Here is a 19,310-nt window from a genome sequence, read left to right on the forward strand (position 1 = left end):
ATTATGGCAAGTATCACACTCACACCAAGTGAACAGGAAATTCAGAGCTTTTTGAGTCAGTATCAGAAGGCTCTCAATCCTAGTAAAAATCCCTATATTCGCTATTTTTTGCGACTGCCTCAGGCAACGGTTTCCATTTATACTTCTGGAAAGGTCCTCCTGCAGGGCGAAGCTGCTGAACAGTACGCCACTTTCTTTGGCTATCAAGTCCGACAAGAAAACAGTGGACAAGATTTTCCTATGATTGGGACTGATGAGGTGGGAAATGGTTCCTACTTTGGTGGGCTGGCTGTCGTGGCCTCCTTCGTAACACCTGACCAGCATGACTTCTTGCGAAAACTCGGCGTGGGGGATTCAAAGACCCTGACAGACCAAAAGATTCGTCAGATCGCCCCTATCCTTAAAGAAAAGGTCCAGCACCAAGCGCTCCTCCTTTCACCGAGCAAGTACAACGAAGTTATCGGAGAGCGTTACAATGCTGTTTCTGTAAAAGTTGCCCTTCACAATCAGGCTATCTTTCTCCTTCTTCAAAAAGGAGTCCAGCCAGAAAGAATCGTCATTGATGCTTTTACAAGTCCTAAAAACTATGACAAGTACTTGACCCAAGAAGCCAATCGTTTCCCAAACAAGATCAGCTTGGAAGAAAAAGCCGAGGGAAAATACCTAGCTGTTGCAGTTAGCTCCATCATCGCGCGAGATCTCTTCCTCGAAAGCTTGGAAAATCTTGGACGAGAACTAGGCTATCAACTGCCAAGTGGCGCTGGAACTGCATCTGATAAGGTTGCTAGCAAAATCCTTCAAGCCTATGGCATGAAAGGGCTCAACTTCTGTGCCAAGCTTCATTTTAAAAATACTGAAAAAGCCAAAGCACTTCTGGAAAGGTAAATTATGAATTATTTTAAAACATTTCTAAAAGAGTGGGGACTTACGTTCCTCATCATTATAGTAGTTGGTCTCAGTCGTCTCTTTCTATGGACCAATGTCCGCGTGGAAGGACACTCTATGGATCCGACCCTAGCTGATGGAGAGATTCTTTTTGTCGTCAAACACCTCCCTATTAACCGCTTTGACATTGTAGTTGCCCATGAAGATGATGGAAATAAAGACATCGTTAAACGCGTCATCGGCATGCCCGGAGATACCATTCGCTACGAAAACGACAAGCTCTTTATCAACAATCAAGAAACTGACGAACCTTACCTAGCAGACTACCTCCAACAGTTTAAAAATGATAAACTGCAAAACGCCTATTCGGGGAAAGGCTTTGAAGGGGATAAGGGAGTCTATTTTAGAAGTCTAGCCCAGAAAGCTCAAGCCTTTACTGTCGATGTGAATTTCAACACCAGCTTCAGCTTTACCGTACCCGAGGGTGAGTACCTCCTCCTTGGAGATGACCGTTTGGTTTCCAGTGACAGTCGCCATGTCGGAACCTTTAAAGCCAGTCAAATCAAAGGAGAAGCCAAATTCCGTTTCTGGCCACTCAACCGTATCGGAATTTTTTAAAACCAGCAACTAGATGCTGCGATAGTCTTTTTGAGTTAGCTTTTAGGATTAGATTGCAACTTGGCAATATCTTGTACCAAGTCCCAAATCCAAGGAAAGCCTAACTGAAAGCTCTATCCCAGCTCTTTTTCTATCAAAAAGGAAATCTATGGAAGTTTATTTTTCAGGCACTATTGAACGGATTATTTTTGAAAATCCCAGCAATTTTTATCGCATTCTCCTCCTAGATATCGAAGATACCAATGCGGAGGACTTTGACGATTTTGAAATCATCGTTACAGGAACTATGACTGACGTGATTGAAGGGGAAGACTACACCTTTTGGGGACAAATCGTTCAACACTCCAAGTACGGAGAACAACTGCAAATCAGCCGTTATGAACGGGCAAAACCAACTAAAAAAGGGCTAGTTAAGTACTTTTCGAGTAGCCACTTCAAGGGAATTGGTCTCAAAACGGCTCAAAAAATCGTGGATTGCTATGGTGAAAATACCATTGACGAAATTCTGGAGCATCCTGAAAAGCTAGAAAGCATCTCAGGACTCTCTGCCAAAAACCGTGAGGCTTTCGTCTCTACACTTCGTCTCAACTATGGGACAGAAATGGTCTTGGCAAAACTAGCCAACTACGGCATTCCTAATAAATTGGCCTTTCAGATTCAAGACTTTTACAAGGAAGAAACGCTGGATATTGTCGAAAACTATCCCTATCAACTGGTTGAGGATATCAAGGGTTTGGGTTTTACCATTGCTGACCAATTAGCCGCCGAACTAGGCATCGAAAGCCAAGCTCCCGAGCGCTTCCGTGCTGGCCTTGTCCACAGTCTCTTTCAAGGTTGTATGGATACGGGTGATACCTATATGAAAGCCCGTGATTTGCTAGAACAGACCCTGACTCTCCTCGAGTCTTCCCGTCCCGTGGAACTGGATCCCAGCCAAGTCGCTCAGGAATTATCTCATCTGATTGAAGAAGACAAGGTTCAGCAGATTGACACTAAAATCTTTGATAATAGCCTCTTTTTCGCTGAAGAAGGCATCCGCAGTCACTTGGTTCGTATCCTTGAAAAAGGAAAACAAAAGAATCATGATTTGGAAACCATTCAAAAGCATATCGCTAGCGTCGAGAAAGAACTGAGTATCCAATACGATGGTATCCAAAAACAGGCTATCTGCGATGCTATCCAGAACAATGTTTTTATCCTGACAGGTGGGCCTGGTACTGGTAAGACGACAGTTATCAATGGGATTATCGCTGTTTATGCACTCTTAGAAGGACTTGACCTCAGGAAAAAAAGCAACCTACCTATTCTTCTCGCTGCCCCAACTGGTCGAGCAGCTCGGCGCATGAATGAATTGACAGGTTTGCCTAGCGCTACTATACACCGTCATTTGGGAATGACAGGTGACGATGATACCAGCCATCTGGAAGATTATCTGGATGCTGATTTTATCATTGTAGATGAGTTTTCCATGGTGGATACTTGGCTAGCCAACCAACTTTTCTCCAACATCTCTTCAAACAGTAAAATCCTCATCGTGGGTGATAGCGACCAGCTACCTTCTGTCAGTCCTGGGCAGGTACTAGCTGACCTACTCCAGATACCCCTGATTCCGCAGACTCGCTTGGAACGGATTTATCGTCAGAGTCAAGAATCAACTATCGTCACCTTGGCAAGTCAGATTCGACAAGGCATCTTGCCAGCTGACTTTTCTCAGAAAAAAGCAGACCGCTCCTACTTTGAAATCATGAGTAGCCATATCCCTGCAACCATTGAGAAAATTCTCGGTGCTGCTCTCAGAAGTGGCATTCCAGCTCGTGATATTCAGGTATTGGCTCCTATGTATCGAGGAACTGCTGGTATTGACGCCATCAACCAACTCATGCAAGACCTACTCAATCCTCTTCAAAAGGGGCAGGTTAGCTTTGAAACAACTCAGTATCACTATCGAACAGAGGACAAGGTCATTCACCTAGTCAACGACGCTGAAGTCAATGTCTTTAATGGAGACCTAGGCTACATCACAGATTTGATTCCTGGAAAATACACCGAGTCCAAACAAGATGAGATTGTCATTGATTTCGATGGCAATGAGGTCATCTATCCACGCAACGAATGGTACAAGATTCGACTAGCCTATGCTATGAGTATCCATAAGTCTCAGGGAAGTGAGTTTCCCGTTGTCATCCTGCCCATCACCAGTGCTAGCAAGCGCATGCTGGAACGCAATCTCATCTATACAGCTATTACACGGGCTAGGAGCAAGCTCATCCTACTAGGCGAATTACAGGCCTTTGACTATGCAGTTAAACATATCGGAACTGCCCGTAAGACCTATCTGATTGAGCGCTTCAAGGATCTGGTTGAATCATCTGAACAAACCAGCCCCGTTCCTAGCCAAACGACAAATCAAGAGGATTCTCCTCTATCTTACACCCTCACTGAGGAGAACTGGTCTAGCATCCCAGCCATGATCGGGATTACAGATGCAGACCTCAAAGAGATTTTTGGGAAATAGACCAGCAAAAAGCCCACCTAGTCAGGTGGGCTTTTTATCATTTAAGATTATTTTACTGTTGCAGTGCTTGTGATCAATTCAACAGCTTTTTTGATTGCGATATCGTGTTTCAACATATCAGCTGAAAGCAAGTTTTGAACTTGTGCCACTTCCATGTTGTAAGTCGCAGCCAATTGTTCGATTTCTTTTTGGATTTCTTCTTCAGTAGCGTCAAATCCTTCAGCCTTGGCAACTGCTTCGATTACAAGGTTAGTCTTAGTGCGTGACTCAGCTTCTGCTTCGTATTGTTTGTGAAGGTCTTCTTGAGTAGTTCCAGTGATTTGGAAGTACATGTCAGGATTGATACCTTGACGTTGCAAGTTTCCAAGGAATTCATTTACTGAGCGGTGAACTTCCTCGTGGATCATTTCTTCTGGAAGTTCTACGATTTCAGCGTTTTCTACAGCTTTATCGATTGCTGCGCCTTCAAGGGCATCTTTGTACGCTTCTTCTTTAGCAGCAGTCAACTCTTTGCGGTATTTTTCTTTCAATTCGTCAAGAGTTTCCACTTCTTCGTCGATGTCTTTTGCAAGTTCATCATCAAGAGCTGGAACTTCTTTTGCTTTTACTTCGTGAATAGTTGTCACGAATTTAGCTTCTTTACCTGCAAGGTCCTCTGCTTGGTAGTCTTCTGGGAATGTTACGACAACATCAACAGTTTCGCCAGCTGAGTGTCCAACCAATTGGTCTTCAAAACCAGGAATGAATTGACCTGATCCAAGTCCAAGTGAGAAGTTTTCACCTTTTCCACCGTCAAATTCAACACCGTCGATAGAACCAACAAAGTCAATCACAACAGTGTCGCCATTTTCAGCAGCGCCTTCTTTGATAACCAATTCAGCCAAGTTGTTGCGTTCGCGTTCGATACGTTCTTCAACATCAGCGTCTGTGACTTCTTTTTCTACATCTACTGATACTTCAAGGTTTTTGTAGTCACCCAATTTAACTTCAGGTTTTGTCACGACTTCAGCAGTGATAACCCAGTCTTGACCTTTTTCCATTGAAGTGACGTCAATTTTTGGTTGCGCAACCACTTCAAGACCAGCTTCTTTTACAGCTGCTTCATAAGCGTTTGGCAAAAGAGCGTTCAACACATCTTGGTAAAGTGTTTCTTCACCAAATTTTTTATCAAAGATAGGACGTGGAAGGTGACCTTTACGGAAACCTGGAACGTTAAGAGTTTTCTTTACTGAGTTGAAGACACGATCCACTTCTGGTTTGATTTGGTCTTGAGAGATCGTGAAAGTCAAGACACCACGGTTTGTTTCTTTGTTTTCAAATGATACAGACATTCTGTCATTTCTCCTTAAAATTTTTAAATACAGTCTATTATAACATAAACGAGCGACTTTTTTCAAGTAATGAATACGCTTTTCAACGATGCTAAAGGTACTTGCTGGCTTCCTTGATACTGAGTTCAGCCATTCTCTTCTTATTTTTTTCGATGAAAGCTGCTACCCATTCGGGATTGGTTTTAGAGTAGTCTCTTAGAGCCCAGCCGATGGCTTTGTTGATAAAAAATTCTGTCTGGTCCAGATTGTTGAGTAGGATCTTTTCCATCAGTTGGACATTCGTTTTCTCTTTTCTTAACAACTGGTGGTCAATAGCGACTCGCCTCAACCAGATATTGTCTGAGAGGCTCCATTTTAAAAGCACTTCTTCAAGTTCCGGATGGTCGGCTACCAAACTCCCTACTACTCGGTCTAGGATATCTACCGTGTCCCACCAAGACTTGGTCACGACTAGATGCTCAAGCTTAGGCAAATCATCCTTCGTTAGATAAGACTGCATAGCTTTCAAATAGTTGGCGCCCACATACTGGTATTCTCTTGGCTCCTTTTCCCAGCAAGTGTCTACAAAATCCCAATCGATAATTCTTGTTTTTTTCGCTTCTGGAAAATACTTTTTATAGAGTGCATTTCTTTCAGGACCTGCAATGCCTAGAAAGGGAAATTGATGACGCATATAGGCTTCCATAGAGCCTGCTTTCTCAGGGTCTTTTGCTGCTTCTAGCTCCTCAAGTAAATCTGCAAGACTCATCTAAAAATCCTCATGCCCGACCAAGTGGTGCTGAAAGGCATAGACCGCCGCCTGGGTGCGATCACTAACCTCAAGCTTGGCAAGAATGTTGGACACATGGGTCTTGACCGTCTTGAGAGAGATAAAGAGTTCATCAGCGATGCGCTGATTTTCATAACCCTTGGCGATGAGTTGAAGCACATCACGTTCACGCGCAGTCAATTCCTCATGAAGCTCGATATGATTGCGATGGTATTCGACTTTCTTGCTGACCTCTTGTTCAATGGCTAACTCGCCAGCAGCCACCTTACGAACTGCATGAAGCAGTTCGTCTGCACTAGAAGTCTTGAGCATATAGCCTTTTGCACCAGCATTCAAGACTGGCATGATTTTTTCATTGTCCAAGTAAGAGGTCACAATCAAAATCTTGGCTTCAGGCCGTTCTTTGAGGATGGCCAAGGTAGCATCAATCCCATTCATCTCAGGCATAACAATATCCATGACAATGACATCTGGGCGCAGTTCCAAGGCCAACTCAATACCTTGAGCCCCATTGGCAGCCTCGCCCACAACTTCTACATCGTCTTGGAGGTCAAAATAGCTTTTCAAGCCCAATCGGACCATTTCATGGTCATCTACCAGTAAAATTTTCATCTCTACTCCTTTATGATTCCTTGTCTAGCAGGGGAATACGGATATCAACCGCCAGTCCTTGTTTGGGAGCTGTCAAGAGTTGAATCGTTCCTGCCATATCTTCGACTCGCTCCTTGATATTTCGCAGTCCATAACTCAAGTCATCTAAACTCCCTAACTGGAAACCAATCCCATTGTCCACTACCTTCAGCTGCAATTCAACATCTGTCTGATAGAGATAGACATCTAGGCAAGATGCCTGAGCATGGCGGAGGGTATTGCTGATCAACTCCTGCAAAATACGGAAGATATGTTCTTCAATCTTCTTAGGCAATTTAGACACATTCTGCTTGAGACTAACCTTGAGATCACTCTTGTCCTCAAGCTCTTTTAAGAGGATTTGAATCCCCTCAACCAAGCTCTTTTGCTCCAACTCTACTGGTCGCAAATGTAGGAGCAAGACTCGCAAATCTTTCTGGGCTGTTTCTAGGATGGCTGCGACACTTTGCAACTGGGTCTGCATCTTGTCTCTATCAAGCTTCAAAGCCTGCTGGCTGACACCTGATAAAATCATATGGGCCGCAAACAACTCCTGACTAACCGTATCATGTAAGTCACGTGCAATCCGCTTCCTTTCTTTCTCGATGATTTCTTCTTCCTTGACCAGACTTTGATTTTCAGCCTTTTGAACAGCTTCTGTCAAGAGATTAAGCTTGCCAGACAAGGACTTGAAACTGGCCTCCAAGTCTGGATCTGCAAAGGAAAATACCTCTTTTCCTGCCAGCAGTCGCTTGAGATTAACCTGCATTTTTCTGCGAGAGACTTCTTCTATCACACGCCAAAAGAGGACAAAAAAGAAGGTCATGGAAAGGCTAAAGACCAAGATCAAGAAGATGAGTTTCTCTGTTTTTTCGATATCTTGTAGCAAATAGGACCAATCCAGTTCAAAAATATCAAGTAAACTATTAGCCAAAAAGAGGATAAAGAGGGAAGAAGTCAGGCCGATTAATAGGTACGATTGCTTTTTCATCCTCTGACCACCTCCACATCGCCAACCATAGTAGTTAGGAAAATCTTGACACTCTTTTTACTCTTGAGATAGTCTCTGGTTTCCTGATGATAGTGTTCGTTGCGGAGGGATCTCTTAGGTTGATGAAGGAAGGTAAGATCTCCATAAAGACAGTTAACACTGAGGCTGATTTCCACATCTACAGGTACGATAATCCTAGTCGTTCCGACCATCTTTCTAAGGATAATGACATTGTCATGATTGGTTAGGATAACTCTTTCTAAATGAATGGTGTCCTTGCCCATGAGGCGAAAGAGGTTGATATCGTCAAACTGGCAGGTCTGGTGACTAGAGAAATGATGGAGATTGCCAAACCAGCGATTCTTTTCATTTTTAACCGTCACCACCTCTTCAAAGACCAAATCGGTCTCCTCTCTTTCTTGATTCATCATTGGATAGAGAAGAAAGAGACTGTAGATCACCGCTACAAAGATAGCTAAAATCACAAAGGGATTGAGCATGACAATGAAAAAGAAAAGAATAGTCGCCACAAGGAGGAGAAAGTTGTTGCCCTCTTTGCCTGCATAATAGCGTATCAGGAGAAGAAAGAGGAATAGAATCAGTAGAAAACGCGAAAAATGCTCTGATACCATCAAAATCAGAGCTCCCGTCAACAGACAGGCTTCAATAAATAAAAAGATTTGAAATTTTTTCATAGATGCATCCTCTCCCTTCTATTTTATCACAATTCAAAAAAGTCACCTCGGTCTGAGGATGGAAAAAGGAGATTGGACAGAAATCGCTCCTACAAGCTTAGTTCTTTCAGACCACTACAGTTGACAAAAGGCTACAAAAAAGGGCGGGATTCTTGTCCCGACCTCTCTACATCTGATCTTTAGCTTCTTTTAGTTTACCATAAAGAATATAGTCTACGTTTTGCAGATCCGCTATGGTTGCACAATTAAGGGCACACATGATCAAACGCAGATCTTCTTTCCAGCCTTGAACAATACCAATCACTTCTTCGACGGTATAGCTTTCAACCAATTCCAGAACGGTACGTGACAGTCCTACAGCCTTGGCACCAAATACCAAGCACTTAATCATATCTAGCGGATTCCGAACACCTCCACTGACCAAGAGTTCGACCTTGTCTTTCCAGCCTTGGGCATTGAGGAGGGCTTGCATAGTAGACTGGCCCCATTGATTGAGGTAATCACGCTGGCCACTGCGACGGTTTTCAATATAAGCAAAGCTGGTACCACCACGACCTGACAGGTCAACGGTTTGAATTCCTAGTTCATAGGCTCTCTCGATAGTCTTTACATCCATCCCAAAGCCCACTTCCTTGAGAATAATAGGAACAGGGATTTGCTTGCTATAGTCTGCCAGATGCGAATACCAGCTTCTGAACTTCCTTTCTCCCTCAGGCATGAGCAATTCCTGCATAACATTGACATGCACTTGTAAAAGTAGCGGATTCATCTCCGTCACAGTCTGCAAACCAAGTTCAACGGGCTTGTCCAATCCAATATTGGTTCCAAGAAGGAGCTTCGGATGGCTAGACTTGACAGAAAATGAGTCATCTGTAGGATCCTTGAGGGCTACACTATAAGAACCCGTTACAAATAAAATCCCACAGGCTTCTGCCACCTGAGCCAGCTTTTGATTGATTTCTCTCCCCTTATCACTTCCACCCGTCATGGCATTGATATAAAAAGGAAAGTCCCACTTTCGACCTGAAAATTCTGTAGACAAATCAATCTCATCCAGGTCATAAAGAGGCAGGGAAGAATGAATCAACTCCACCTCATCAAAGCTATTATAGGAACTTTTCTGCTCAAGGGCATAGCGGATGTGCTCGTCCTTACGATTTGTCGTCATGTCCTATCCTTTCTTGGTATAAGAGCTCAATCTCCAGATTAGCCCAACGGTTTTTTAAGGTTTCAGTTGATTGCTCATCAAAACTCAAGGCAATGCCACAGTCACCACCACCAGCTCCACTACTCTTGGCAACAGCCCGTAAATCTTTACTGGCTTCTTTCAACTGTCTCAGCGAAGGCGTGTAAATATCTGGGCTCAAACCTTCTAAAAGTTGACTGGCTGTTTCCACCTGCTCGATGATTTTTTCTGCATTCCCCTGTTCCAAGGCTTCTACCAAAGCAGACACCGTTGCTTTTGAAGAAGTTAAAAAATTCTGATTGATGTTTTGCTTTATTTGCTGGACCATATTACTAGACACAGCTACTTCCTTGGTCCATCCCACTAGGAAATCACATTCTAGGGCAGGTTGTACGTGTGAGATAGAAAAGCCCCAATCACGCTCCAAAACTGTCGCCAAATTTTCTTCTTCCAACCAAGCAGCCACCTTCTGGCGATCAAAAGACTGGTAGAGAACCAAATCCTCTGCTACGATACAGGCAAGGTCTCCCATAGAGCCGTTGTCTCCTCGCTTGAGTAAGACCGCGCTTGCCAGCTTGAACAAGAAATCCTGATCAACCATAATATCATATAGAGCCAGCAGGGCCTTGATCACCAAAACAACGATGCTACCACTAGAACCCAGACCAAACTTTTTGCCTTCCCGTTCCATTTTTCCACGGATTTCCAAGGAAAAAGGTCGCAAGGTTTGCCCATGATAAACGAGGAAATCTTCCACTAGAGCAATCGTTTCCTGAATCAAGCTGTAGTCAGGATTTGGCGTCAAGTCCACTGCAAAATCAAACATATCTGAATAGATACGGTAGTTCTCAGAAAAGGTAATCTCAGCCTTCATATAGATGGGGATAGCTTTTATCAAGGCTAAATGCCCTGGCTCTAGAATAGCATACTCACCCGCCCAGTATAGTTTTCCGCAAGTTTTAACAGCAATCATCTTGACTCAAATCCTTTGTTTTTGACACAATCAAGCGGTAACGTTGACCGAAGATTTCAGATAAATGCTCCAAGTCTTCCTCTTGACAGAGGACCTTAACATTGGGACCAGCATCCATGGTAAAGTAGCAGGATTCTCCTTGCTCGCGAAGTTGGCGGACAAAGTCCATGGCTTCATAGGAAGCATCCGTCAGATAAGAAAAGGCTGGTGATGCTGTTTTGGTCGTAGCGTGCATGGCTAGGGCATTTTTCTCCGTTAATTCCCCAACCTTGGCAAAGTCATTTTCCTTGAGATAGAGCAACATGTCCTGATAATCTTTCTCAGACTGGCGCACCCAATCATCAAAGGTCGTCGAGGTTTCCACACAGAGTTTCATCCCGTCACGACTAGAGATTGGTTTTTTCTTGTCCTCTAGTACCAACATGATCATAGCTAGTTTCAAGTCTGTCTCTACAGGGTAAATTTCCCCACTATCCTTATCCCAAGCACCTAGTGGTCCATAAAAACTGCGAGAAGAAGAGCCTGAGGCAAACTTAGCCTCCTGAGCCAACTGACTCCGATTCAAACCAAGCTGGAAATAAGCATTGCAGGCCTTGACCAAGGCGGACAAACCACTGGAACTGGAGGATAAACCAGCCGCAGTCGGCATATTGTTTTGGGTATCAATACGGACAAAACCTTCCCCAGCCGGACGGTAACGGTCAATGATTTTGCTCATCTTGGCATGCTCAGCCTCACTCTGAAGCTGACCATTGATATAAAAGGCATCAGCAGTCGCATCCGTCGGTAGAGGCGACAAGGTCGTCTCTGTATACATGTTTTCCAAAGTCAGAGAGATGCTGCTAGTAGCAGGAACCATCTCTTTTTCTTTTTTCTTTCCCCAATATTTGATAATGGCAATATTTGCGTAGGAACGTACTGTTACAGGCTTTCGATCCATGTCTGAACAGCTCCTTTCTCTTCTAATCGTTTTGCTAGTTCTTGTGCTTGAGCTGGATTGGCTACCAAGGCGATAATACAGCCTCCTAGCCCACCACCACTCATCTTGGCACCCAGAGCACCATGGCTCAGAGCCGTTTCAACGAGGGAGTCTGCTTCAGGGCTACTGACACCAATTTCTTTTAGATGTAAATGCGCTTGACTGAGGATTTGCCCCAATCCTTCAGCATCTTTTCGTCTAATTGCATCTTCTGCCTGCTGGGTCAATTCTCCCAAGGCATGCAAAAACGGCAGAGCATCCTTCCCCTTGCTTTGAACCACTTGGATGGCTTCGCGTGTATGACCATAAACGCCTGTATCTGCAATCACCAAATGGACGGATAGATCCATCTCTAGCTCTGTAAATCCAACGTTCTTGATAAAGCGAATAGGTTGGTCACTGAGACAGGTCTTGGCATCCAACCCGCTTGGATTCATATGGGCAATCATCTCAGCCCGATTGACCAAGATTTCTAGTACATCATGAGGCAGGTCGGCTTGATAGTAGTCAAAAACAGCTCGAATGGCCGCTATGCTGATAGCTGCTGACGAACCCATTCCCCGTTTTTCAGGAATAGCCGAGTCAATCACACAGCGAATGCAGGCTTCTTTGATATCCAAATACTCCAGTGAAGCATACACCGCCATGGACAAGGTATCTTCCTCATAAAGACGCCACGGGCTTTCAGCAGGGACCACCTTGCAAGTCACTTCCACCTCTACGAGAGGTAGGGAAATGGCAGGATAGCCGTAGACAACTGCGTGTTCCCCTATTAAAATAATCTTACTATGTGCCTGACCGACACCCACTTTTTTTGTCATGTTTTCCTTTAACCAGACGAAAAGACCGTCTTACTTTTCATACAGTAGTATTTTCTCCTATCTATTTTATTATATTTTCACAAAAAAAGCGATTGTTTCCTTCACAATCGCCTCTTTCATTATTGGACCCATTCGCCATTATAGTTGACAGAATAGCCTTCTACAGTCGTATTCACTGCTAAAGCGCCTGAGCTATAAGCATAGTACCATTTGCCATTGACCTGGAACCAACCAGTCGTCATATCGCCATTACTTGCATTTAGATAATACCAAGCCGAACCTTCCTGATACCAACCGGTTGCCATAGCTCCTGATGAACGGAAGTAGTACCACTTGTTACCGACATAAGCCCAGCCAGTTTTCATATCACCATTTGATTGGTCTAGGTAATACCAAGTTGAACCATCTTTAATCCAACCAGTTGCCATAGCTCCTGATGAACGGAGATAGTACCACTTGTTACCAAGATATTTCCAACCAGTTTGCATAATTCCAGTTTCTGGGTCTAGGTAGTACCATGGAGCCGCTTTTAGCTTCTCTTCATCATAGGTTAGAGGATAAGCCTTGATCCAACCACGTGCTATCTCCCCAACAGTCAATCTGTTGATGCGAGAATCAAAGCCACCATCCTCCTGTAAATAATACCAATGCCCTTCGTCAGAAATCCAACCAGTTTTTAAAGTGTGATAGCTACGCTGATCTTCAAAATAATAGACTCGTTTCTCTGCTGGACTATCATATTGTTCCCCATGATGTTTGTTGGTATTTGTAGCGGTTTTTGCTTCTAACACTTGCTTGCCAACAAATTCTTGTAGTACCCCATCTTGACCAAAGTAAAACCAATCTGGTCTAAAAGCAATATCTTGCCTTAGAGAAGAACCAATCGTAACCCCTTTGTGCGGAGCAGGTATATATTGCCAGCCGACAACCATCTCTCCAGATAGAGGATCAAAGTAATAGTACTTCCCATCAATCACTCGCCAGTAGGTTTCTTTGAGGTCCCCCTTCTTGTAGTAGGTTCTACCATTTTCTTGGACAAATTGCCAGCCTTCTGAATCATCTGCCAATACTGTACTTGTCGCTAACAGACCAAGAAAGAAGACTGCTAGTGCGACTTGCATGATTTTTTTCAAGAATTTCATTTTAGTATCCTCCGCAACTGATTGTAGCAAAGACCTTACCGTATGTCAATATATAGGAAATCCTCAAAAAAAGCAGTCACACAACTGCAACTGCTTTTCTATTCTTGCATGGTATACCCAACACCACGCACGGTTTTAATGTAGCTTTTTTGACCCTTTACATCAAGCTTGCTACGTAGATAACGGATATAAACATCCACGATATTGGTTTCTGTCGCACTTTCGTACTTCCAAACACTTTCCAACAACTGCTCACGAGTCAAGACCTTCTTGCTTCCCATGAGAGTGGCCAAAAGGTCATACTCACGGCGCGTCAGAGCAATCATCTCCTCGCCACGATAAACGGTATGATGTTCTACATCCATACGCAGATTGCGGTAAGACGTTGGGACCTTCATCTGACTACAGTGTTGGTCGATAAAGTCCCGACCTCGGAAAATCGCTGAAATACGAGCCACCAGCTGATCAATAATCACTGGCTTATAGATGTAAGAAACGGCGAAGCGCTGGATTGTCTCAATCTGGTCTTGCAATTCTTCGCGATGGTCCAAGACCATGATCACTGAGGCTGGTTTTGTCCGACTCAGCCTCTCTGCAAAATCCTGAGCCGTCATATCCCCCAGACGAGCATTCAGTAAAATCAAGTCATAATCTATCTGGAGAGCCATGGAGAGGGCTTTTTGCCCCTCCTCTACAAGATCAACACGGTATTGCTCTTTTTGGAGTTCCAGACTGAGAAAATGAGCGAGATTTCGTTCTTTCTCAAGTAATAAAATCCGTTTCCCCATGGCAGACCTACTTATTTTTCGTCATACCAAGAGTAGTGGAATGTTCCTTCTTTGTCTTTACGTTGGTAAGTGTGGGCACCAAAGTAGTCACGTTGCGCTTGGATCAAGTTAGCTGGAAGGTCAGCTGAACGGTAGCTATCAAAGTAAGTAATAGCTGCTGAGAAGGTTGGTACTGGTACACCAGCTTGAACAGCAAGAGCTACGATATCACGAACTGCTTGTTGGTACTTGGCAGTGACATCCAAGAAGTATTCATCCAAGAGAAGGTTAGCAAGGTCTGCATCACGGTTGTAGGCATCTGTAATCTTTTGCAAGAAACGTGAACGGATGATACAGCCATCACGCCAGATAGATGCGATGTCCGCAAATGGCAAGTTCCAGTTATTTTCTTTAGAAGCCACACGCAATTGAGCAAAACCTTGTGCGTATGAAATGATTTTTGAGAAGTAAAGGGCTTGACGGATCTTTTCAATCAACTCAGCCTTGTCTCCTTCAAACTTGAAAGCAGCTGGTTTTGGAAGAACCTTGCTAGCATGCACACGTTCTTCTTTGTAAGTTGAGATATAGCGCGCAAATACTGACTCAGTGATAAGTGACAATGGTACACCAAGGTCAAGAGATGATTGGCTAGTCCATTTACCAGTTCCCTTGTTACCTGCAGCATCAAGGATGTAGTCTACGATTGGTCCATCCTGACCTTCATCATCTTTACGGCTCAAGATATCAGCTGTGATTTGGATCAAGTAGCTGTCCAATTCACCCTTGTTCCACTCAGTAAAGATTTCAGCCATGTCTTCTGCAGAAAGGCCTAGCAAGTGTTGCATCAAGTCATAGCTTTCTGCGATCAATTGCATGTCACCATACTCGATACCGTTGTGGACCATTTTCACATAGTGACCAGCTCCATCAGGACCGATGTAAGTCACACATGGCTTACCATCTTCTGGTGCTTTAGCTGAGATTTCTTCGAGAACATCAGCAACCAATTCGTAAGCTTCTTTTTGTCCACCAGGCATGATAGAAGGACCTTCAAGGGCACCTTTTTCACCACCAGAAACCCCAGTACCGATAAAGTTGATACCTGAGTTTGCTAGTTCTTCATTACGACGGATAGTATCTTTGTAGAAAGTGTTTCCCCCATCAATCAAGATATCACCCTTGTCAAGGTGTGGAAGAAGGGCTTGGATGGTTGCGTCTGTACCAGGTCCAGCTTGAACCATCAGCATGATACGACGAGGTTTTTCGATTGAGTTTACAAAGCTTTCAACGTCATAGCTTGGCACAAAGTTCTTTTCTGGATGGCAAGCAATCACGTCTTCTGTTTTTTCTTTACTACGGTTGTAAATGGCAACTGTGTAACCACGAGATTCGATATTTAGGGCAAGGTTACGACCCATTACGGCCATACCTACGACACCAAAGTTAGCTTTTGTCATGTGACACTCCTCTTGTTTAATATGTTTTATTTTATCATTTTTACCTATGAAAGGAAAGAATTTTGTAACAATTGGACTAGTAGTCCAAGTCATCCGCGTGACCAGCTCCATTACCGACAAAGTATCCAGTCTTACAGTTGAGGGTGAAGAGATAGGTTCCATCTGGTTTGTAGAGGTTGTAATAACCATTTCCGTTTACGATATTGACCCGTTCTAGGATATATTGATTGCCAGTGATATAGCCACGAGCACGTGATGTTGCTAGGATTTGTTCCAAAACACCATCTGCAAAATTCCAGGCAGGGTTGCTGCTATCCTCTACAGCTGATTGGTTGTACGGTACACGACTAGCACTTCTTTGAAGATTGACACCATCGCTAGACAAACCTCCACTTTCTGGTCTGCTGGCAGGCGCTGAACTTGATGAAGCAGACGAACTGCTCGTACTGCTATCAATCGTTGTACTTGAACTTTCTTGGCTACTGCTACTTGAACTTGAACTAGAGGCGCTTGTTTGCTGGCTCTTACCAAGGCTAATGGCCTTATCTAACAGTTTATCTAGCTCTGTATTCCCTGTTTTAATTTCTGTAAATTTAGCATCTGCCTTGACCTTCGCATTGGTATCCAAGACACCATCAGTAATTGCTGGAGTTTCAAACTGATTATTCACTTCTTGCACAGCCTTGATTTGAGTTTCTAAACTATCATACTTAGACTTGGCAAGGGTATATTCTCGACTGCCTTCGAGTTTATCTAGTTGAGCCTTGAGTTGGTTCAACTTGTCAAACTGACTATTTTTCAAGGCTGTTTTATTAGCATCCGTATAAAAGGCATCGTAGAGGGTATTAAACTCTTGTAGAGCCGCTTGTGTTTCTTGATTGCTAGAAGATGATTGAGAAGACTGGATAGCTTGGTTGGAGCGAGTTACTTGACGATAGATATAGTAACTACCTGCCAAGATAAGGGCTGTAGCCAAGGCTGAGCCGATAACAAACACGCGCTTCTTTTTAGAATTAGAAATTGTTTCTGATTCTGCCTGAGCTGAGCGTGAAAGTAGAGCTGTCTCTTCCTCTTCTTTCTCATCAGCAACCTCTGCTGGCGTTTGCTTTTCCAACACAAGCGGTTCCAAGTCTTGATTTTCTTCTCCCAAAGGAGGCAAAACCACATCCGAGCTTGTAGATTCCACTGAGTCTGACACCGTTTCTTCTGAAACTGTCTCGGGTTCCTCTATGATTGGTGCCGACTCTTCAGTGATTTCTGAGACTTCCTGTGTCAATTCTTCTTGAGCCTGAGCTTCCTGCAGTTCTTCTTTTTTAAATTGACGTGTTTCAAACTTGTCGGCTTCGATTTCCTCGCGGTGCTGTTTGATGTATTTATCCAAGATATTGTCCTCAGGCAATACTCCAGCTTCAACTTCTTCATTTTTACGGATGACTTGACCAACTGTCAGATCTTTCGCCTCGTCAAAATCAAATTTGGATTCTTGATGCTCTTTTTTATGGCGATTGTGTCTTTTTTTACTCATCTGTCTTCCTTTCTACTTTACCTCTTGGCGCTTCACACGCTGACCAAAGTATTGATACAAATCCACTTTTAAGGTTCCGTTATAAAGTTTGCGCTTTTTATCCGCTGGACTTCCGTACTTACTTTCAAAAGCTTCGTCACTCGTCAGGATAAATTTGCTCCAGGTTTTCAGTGGGGCAAAGACCTGTCCCATTTCTGCATAGAGCTTGGTAACTCCTGCATCATCAGATAAACGCTCTCCATATGGTGGATTGGAAATGATGACGCCATTTATTTTGTCTGAGCGCAAGTCCTGTACCCGCATTTGCTTAAAAGTGATATCTCCAGCCACACCAGCTGCTTGAGCATTGGCTTTGGCAATTTCCACCATACGAGCGTCTATATCACAGCCCATGATATCCAGTTCCAGTTCACGGTCAATTTTCTTGGCAGCATCAGTACGCACTTCTTGAATTAACCGGTCGCTGACCCAGTTCCATTCCTCAAAAGCAAAGGAACGGCGAAGGCCTGGTGCCATCTTTCTGGCAATCATAGCCGCCTCGATACAGAAAGTTCCTGAACCACAGGTCGGATCAATCAAGGGCTTGTCTGGATACCAGTTAGAGAGTTGTAAAATCGCCGCTGCCATATTTTCTTTTATAGGCGCTCCACCCTTTTCCGTACGATAACCACGTTTAAAAAGGCTAGAACCTGTCGTGTCAATCATGACAGTTGCCACATCCTTAAGGATGGATACCTCTATCTTAAACTCGGGACCAGTTTCCATCAAGGGAACACCTTCTGGGCGGGCATAGTGTTTTTGTAATTTCTTGACAACGGCTTTCTTAGAAATGGCCTGAACACTGGGCTCATTGTGAAGTTTAGACTTAACGCATTTGGCCTTTGAAATCGGAAAACGAGCCCCAAGCGGGAGATAGTTTTCCCAATCTAGAGCAAAAACGCCTTGAAAAAGCTCTTCAAAGGTCTTAGCTGGAAAACTCCCGACTACGATCTTGATGCGATCCGCTGCACGAAGCCAAAGATTGGTCTCGATGATAGCTCTCACATCTCCTTGAAAACGGACACGACCGTTTTCAACCTGGCAATCATAGCCTAACTCTCGCACCTCACGTCCAACGACAGCCTCGAGCCCCGCTGCAGCAGTTGCGATTAAATTAAATTTTTCTTTCATTTCTAGTCTTGCAAGACCTTTCTTTTGTTCACTTTAAAAAATGAGGTTGAGAAAGATTTCTCAGCCCCAACCTATATGCAATTTTCTATAAGCCATGTTTTGTTCCAGAAGTGACTAGGACCACTTCCTTCGATAATCATCTGTCTACCGCTAACAGCCTATAACTGATAGCAGTCAGAGTACTACGTTCGTTTCCGTGCACTCCATGCCCCGACCAAAATTTGGGTTGCTAGCTTGAGGGGTTTACCGCGTTCCACTCTCTCCGTTTCCAGAAAGACTCCGTCACTGTGGCACTTTCAAGCCTACTCTGACTTATCCGAAGACTTAGCCATTTCGACTGCCGTAACGATCTCTCGTCCCTAGGCTTATGGTTTCGCCTAGCACAAACACTACAGGCATCACAGCCTGTGCTAGCATGGACTTTCCTCATGAAAAGGGATTCTCTTCACGCGATTATCCAAAAATTGCATCTAATAGACACCTAATTACAACTCAGAATTGTCTACGATTTGTTTACCGAATACTTCTTTTTCAAGTCGATTCAATCGTTTCAAAATATCAAAATTTGTCATTGGAGTAGAACTTGTTACTTCGATAGAACTTTGTTGAGTAGAACTTGCCTGTGGCTTGTTAGACAATTCCTCCTTCAAATCAGCAATCTCCTGACGAAGAGATTTAACCAAAGCCGCGTAAGTCTCGTAGTCCTTGATCACATCGTCTAGGAACTCGTCTACCTCTGCCTTACTATATCCACGAACTTCACGTCCAAACTCTTGTTCAAAAATATCTTTTGCCGAAAAAATAATACTTGCCATTTCTCTCTCCATTCTTGATTGCTATTCTTATTATATAAAAA

Annotated in this window: 18 protein-coding genes and 1 other RNA gene; 3 read left to right on the forward strand and 16 right to left on the reverse strand. The window is 43.7% G+C overall.

Features of this window, described 5'->3' with window-relative positions; genetic code table 11:
- Positions 1 to 3 precede the first annotated feature (3 nt).
- The 3 genes from rnhC (at position 4) to recD2 (ending at position 4,018) form a co-directional block, all read left to right on the forward strand.
- Complete coding sequence (rnhC, locus tag HMPREF0850_RS11800) at positions 4 to 885, forward strand: ribonuclease HIII (protein ID WP_000146892.1); 882 nt, start codon at positions 4 to 6, stop codon at positions 883 to 885.
- 3 nt (positions 886 to 888) lie between these two features.
- Positions 889 to 1,503, forward strand: coding sequence for a signal peptidase I (gene lepB, locus HMPREF0850_RS11805; RefSeq protein WP_001105833.1), 615 nt, complete (start codon positions 889 to 891; stop codon positions 1,501 to 1,503).
- A gap of 148 nt (positions 1,504 to 1,651) precedes the next feature.
- Positions 1,652 to 4,018, forward strand: a complete 2,367-nt coding sequence (recD2, locus tag HMPREF0850_RS11810; RefSeq protein ID WP_000454465.1) for an SF1B family DNA helicase RecD2 — start codon at positions 1,652 to 1,654, stop codon at positions 4,016 to 4,018.
- Positions 4,019 to 4,065: 47 nt separating this feature from the next.
- Here the strand turns inward: recD2 and tig are convergent, their stop codons facing one another.
- The 16 genes from tig to gpsB form a co-directional block, all read right to left on the reverse strand.
- Positions 4,066 to 5,349 carry a trigger factor gene (gene tig, locus HMPREF0850_RS11815; RefSeq protein WP_000116510.1) on the reverse strand — a complete coding sequence of 428 codons (1,284 nt, stop codon included), beginning with the start codon at positions 5,347 to 5,349 and terminating at the stop codon, positions 4,066 to 4,068.
- 91 nt (positions 5,350 to 5,440) lie between these two features.
- Positions 5,441 to 6,097 carry a DNA alkylation repair protein gene (locus HMPREF0850_RS11820; RefSeq protein WP_000050039.1) on the reverse strand — a complete coding sequence of 219 codons (657 nt, stop codon included), beginning with the start codon at positions 6,095 to 6,097 and terminating at the stop codon, positions 5,441 to 5,443.
- Positions 6,098 to 6,730, reverse strand: coding sequence for a response regulator (locus HMPREF0850_RS11825; RefSeq protein ID WP_000698409.1), 633 nt, complete (start codon positions 6,728 to 6,730; stop codon positions 6,098 to 6,100).
- 10 nt (positions 6,731 to 6,740) lie between these two features.
- Positions 6,741 to 7,739 carry a sensor histidine kinase gene (locus tag HMPREF0850_RS11830; RefSeq protein ID WP_000744939.1) on the reverse strand — a complete coding sequence of 333 codons (999 nt, stop codon included), beginning with the start codon at positions 7,737 to 7,739 and terminating at the stop codon, positions 6,741 to 6,743.
- Entirely contained in the window at positions 7,736 to 8,434 is a 699-nt protein-coding gene (gene liaF, locus HMPREF0850_RS11835) for a cell wall-active antibiotics response protein LiaF (RefSeq protein ID WP_000714478.1), read from the reverse strand. Before liaF ends, HMPREF0850_RS11830 begins: the two co-directional genes overlap by 4 nt.
- A gap of 166 nt (positions 8,435 to 8,600) precedes the next feature.
- Positions 8,601 to 9,602, reverse strand: a complete 1,002-nt coding sequence (gene fni, locus HMPREF0850_RS11840; RefSeq protein WP_000210660.1) for a type 2 isopentenyl-diphosphate Delta-isomerase — start codon at positions 9,600 to 9,602, stop codon at positions 8,601 to 8,603.
- Positions 9,586 to 10,593 (reverse strand): phosphomevalonate kinase, encoded by a 1,008-nt coding sequence (locus HMPREF0850_RS11845; RefSeq protein WP_000562385.1) that lies wholly within the window; start codon positions 10,591 to 10,593, stop codon positions 9,586 to 9,588. The genes fni and HMPREF0850_RS11845 overlap by 17 nt, the downstream gene beginning before the upstream one ends.
- Positions 10,580 to 11,533, reverse strand: a complete 954-nt coding sequence (gene mvaD / locus HMPREF0850_RS11850) for a diphosphomevalonate decarboxylase (RefSeq protein ID WP_000375371.1) — start codon at positions 11,531 to 11,533, stop codon at positions 10,580 to 10,582. The genes HMPREF0850_RS11845 and mvaD overlap by 14 nt, the downstream gene beginning before the upstream one ends.
- Positions 11,515 to 12,393, reverse strand: coding sequence for a mevalonate kinase (gene mvk / locus HMPREF0850_RS11855; RefSeq protein ID WP_000163330.1), 879 nt, complete (start codon positions 12,391 to 12,393; stop codon positions 11,515 to 11,517). The genes mvaD and mvk overlap by 19 nt, the downstream gene beginning before the upstream one ends.
- 119 nt (positions 12,394 to 12,512) lie before the next feature.
- On the reverse strand, positions 12,513 to 13,535 hold the full coding sequence (cbpF, locus tag HMPREF0850_RS11860; RefSeq protein ID WP_000670349.1) for a choline-binding protein CbpF: 1,023 nt from the start codon (positions 13,533 to 13,535) through the stop codon (positions 12,513 to 12,515).
- Positions 13,536 to 13,633: 98 nt separating this feature from the next.
- The gene (locus tag HMPREF0850_RS11865) at positions 13,634 to 14,323 is read right to left on the reverse strand and encodes a response regulator transcription factor (protein ID WP_000517999.1); all 690 of its coding nucleotides are present in this window, start codon (positions 14,321 to 14,323) and stop codon (positions 13,634 to 13,636) included.
- An 11-nt stretch (positions 14,324 to 14,334) separates the two neighbouring features.
- Positions 14,335 to 15,759 carry an NADP-dependent phosphogluconate dehydrogenase gene (gndA, locus tag HMPREF0850_RS11870; RefSeq protein ID WP_000158790.1) on the reverse strand — a complete coding sequence of 475 codons (1,425 nt, stop codon included), beginning with the start codon at positions 15,757 to 15,759 and terminating at the stop codon, positions 14,335 to 14,337.
- Between the two features lie 76 nt (positions 15,760 to 15,835).
- On the reverse strand, positions 15,836 to 17,284 hold the full coding sequence (mapZ, locus tag HMPREF0850_RS11875; RefSeq protein ID WP_000039117.1) for a cell division site-positioning protein MapZ: 1,449 nt from the start codon (positions 17,282 to 17,284) through the stop codon (positions 15,836 to 15,838).
- Between the two features lie 12 nt (positions 17,285 to 17,296).
- Positions 17,297 to 18,454, reverse strand: coding sequence for a THUMP domain-containing class I SAM-dependent RNA methyltransferase (locus HMPREF0850_RS11880; RefSeq protein WP_000659722.1), 1,158 nt, complete (start codon positions 18,452 to 18,454; stop codon positions 17,297 to 17,299).
- An 83-nt stretch (positions 18,455 to 18,537) separates the two neighbouring features.
- Positions 18,538 to 18,919: RNase P RNA component class B (gene rnpB / locus HMPREF0850_RS12920), an RNA gene on the reverse strand.
- A gap of 20 nt (positions 18,920 to 18,939) precedes the next feature.
- A complete protein-coding gene (gpsB, locus tag HMPREF0850_RS11885) occupies positions 18,940 to 19,269 on the reverse strand; it encodes a cell division regulator GpsB (protein WP_000146526.1) in 330 nt (109 codons plus the stop codon).
- Positions 19,270 to 19,310 lie beyond the last annotated feature (41 nt).

Source organism: Streptococcus sp. M143, assembly GCF_000162495.1.
Lineage (GTDB): Bacteria > Bacillota > Bacilli > Lactobacillales > Streptococcaceae > Streptococcus > Streptococcus dentisani.

Excerpts from the sequence above, each read along its gene's own strand:
- mvaD (WP_000375371.1), bottom strand. The coding sequence starts at position 11,533 with ATGGATCGAAAGCCTGTAACAGTACGTTCCTACGCAAATATTGCCATT.
- HMPREF0850_RS11865 (WP_000517999.1), bottom strand. The coding sequence starts at position 14,323 with ATGGGGAAACGGATTTTATTACTTGAGAAAGAACGAAATCTCGCTCAT.
- HMPREF0850_RS11825 (WP_000698409.1), bottom strand. The coding sequence starts at position 6,730 with ATGAAAATTTTACTGGTAGATGACCATGAAATGGTCCGATTGGGCTTG.
- rnhC (WP_000146892.1), top strand. The coding sequence starts at position 4 with ATGGCAAGTATCACACTCACACCAAGTGAACAGGAAATTCAGAGCTTT.
- recD2 (WP_000454465.1), top strand. The coding sequence starts at position 1,652 with ATGGAAGTTTATTTTTCAGGCACTATTGAACGGATTATTTTTGAAAAT.
- HMPREF0850_RS11830 (WP_000744939.1), bottom strand. The coding sequence starts at position 7,739 with ATGAAAAAGCAATCGTACCTATTAATCGGCCTGACTTCTTCCCTCTTT.
- cbpF (WP_000670349.1), bottom strand. The coding sequence starts at position 13,535 with ATGAAATTCTTGAAAAAAATCATGCAAGTCGCACTAGCAGTCTTCTTT.
- HMPREF0850_RS11845 (WP_000562385.1), bottom strand. The coding sequence starts at position 10,593 with ATGATTGCTGTTAAAACTTGCGGAAAACTATACTGGGCGGGTGAGTAT.
- HMPREF0850_RS11820 (WP_000050039.1), bottom strand. The coding sequence starts at position 6,097 with ATGAGTCTTGCAGATTTACTTGAGGAGCTAGAAGCAGCAAAAGACCCT.
- fni (WP_000210660.1), bottom strand. The coding sequence starts at position 9,602 with ATGACGACAAATCGTAAGGACGAGCACATCCGCTATGCCCTTGAGCAG.
- HMPREF0850_RS11880 (WP_000659722.1), bottom strand. The coding sequence starts at position 18,454 with ATGAAAGAAAAATTTAATTTAATCGCAACTGCTGCAGCGGGGCTCGAG.
- gndA (WP_000158790.1), bottom strand. The coding sequence starts at position 15,759 with ATGACAAAAGCTAACTTTGGTGTCGTAGGTATGGCCGTAATGGGTCGT.
- lepB (WP_001105833.1), top strand. The coding sequence starts at position 889 with ATGAATTATTTTAAAACATTTCTAAAAGAGTGGGGACTTACGTTCCTC.
- mvk (WP_000163330.1), bottom strand. The coding sequence starts at position 12,393 with ATGACAAAAAAAGTGGGTGTCGGTCAGGCACATAGTAAGATTATTTTA.
- gpsB (WP_000146526.1), bottom strand. The coding sequence starts at position 19,269 with ATGGCAAGTATTATTTTTTCGGCAAAAGATATTTTTGAACAAGAGTTT.
- mapZ (WP_000039117.1), bottom strand. The coding sequence starts at position 17,284 with ATGAGTAAAAAAAGACACAATCGCCATAAAAAAGAGCATCAAGAATCC.
- tig (WP_000116510.1), bottom strand. The coding sequence starts at position 5,349 with ATGTCTGTATCATTTGAAAACAAAGAAACAAACCGTGGTGTCTTGACT.
- liaF (WP_000714478.1), bottom strand. The coding sequence starts at position 8,434 with ATGAAAAAATTTCAAATCTTTTTATTTATTGAAGCCTGTCTGTTGACG.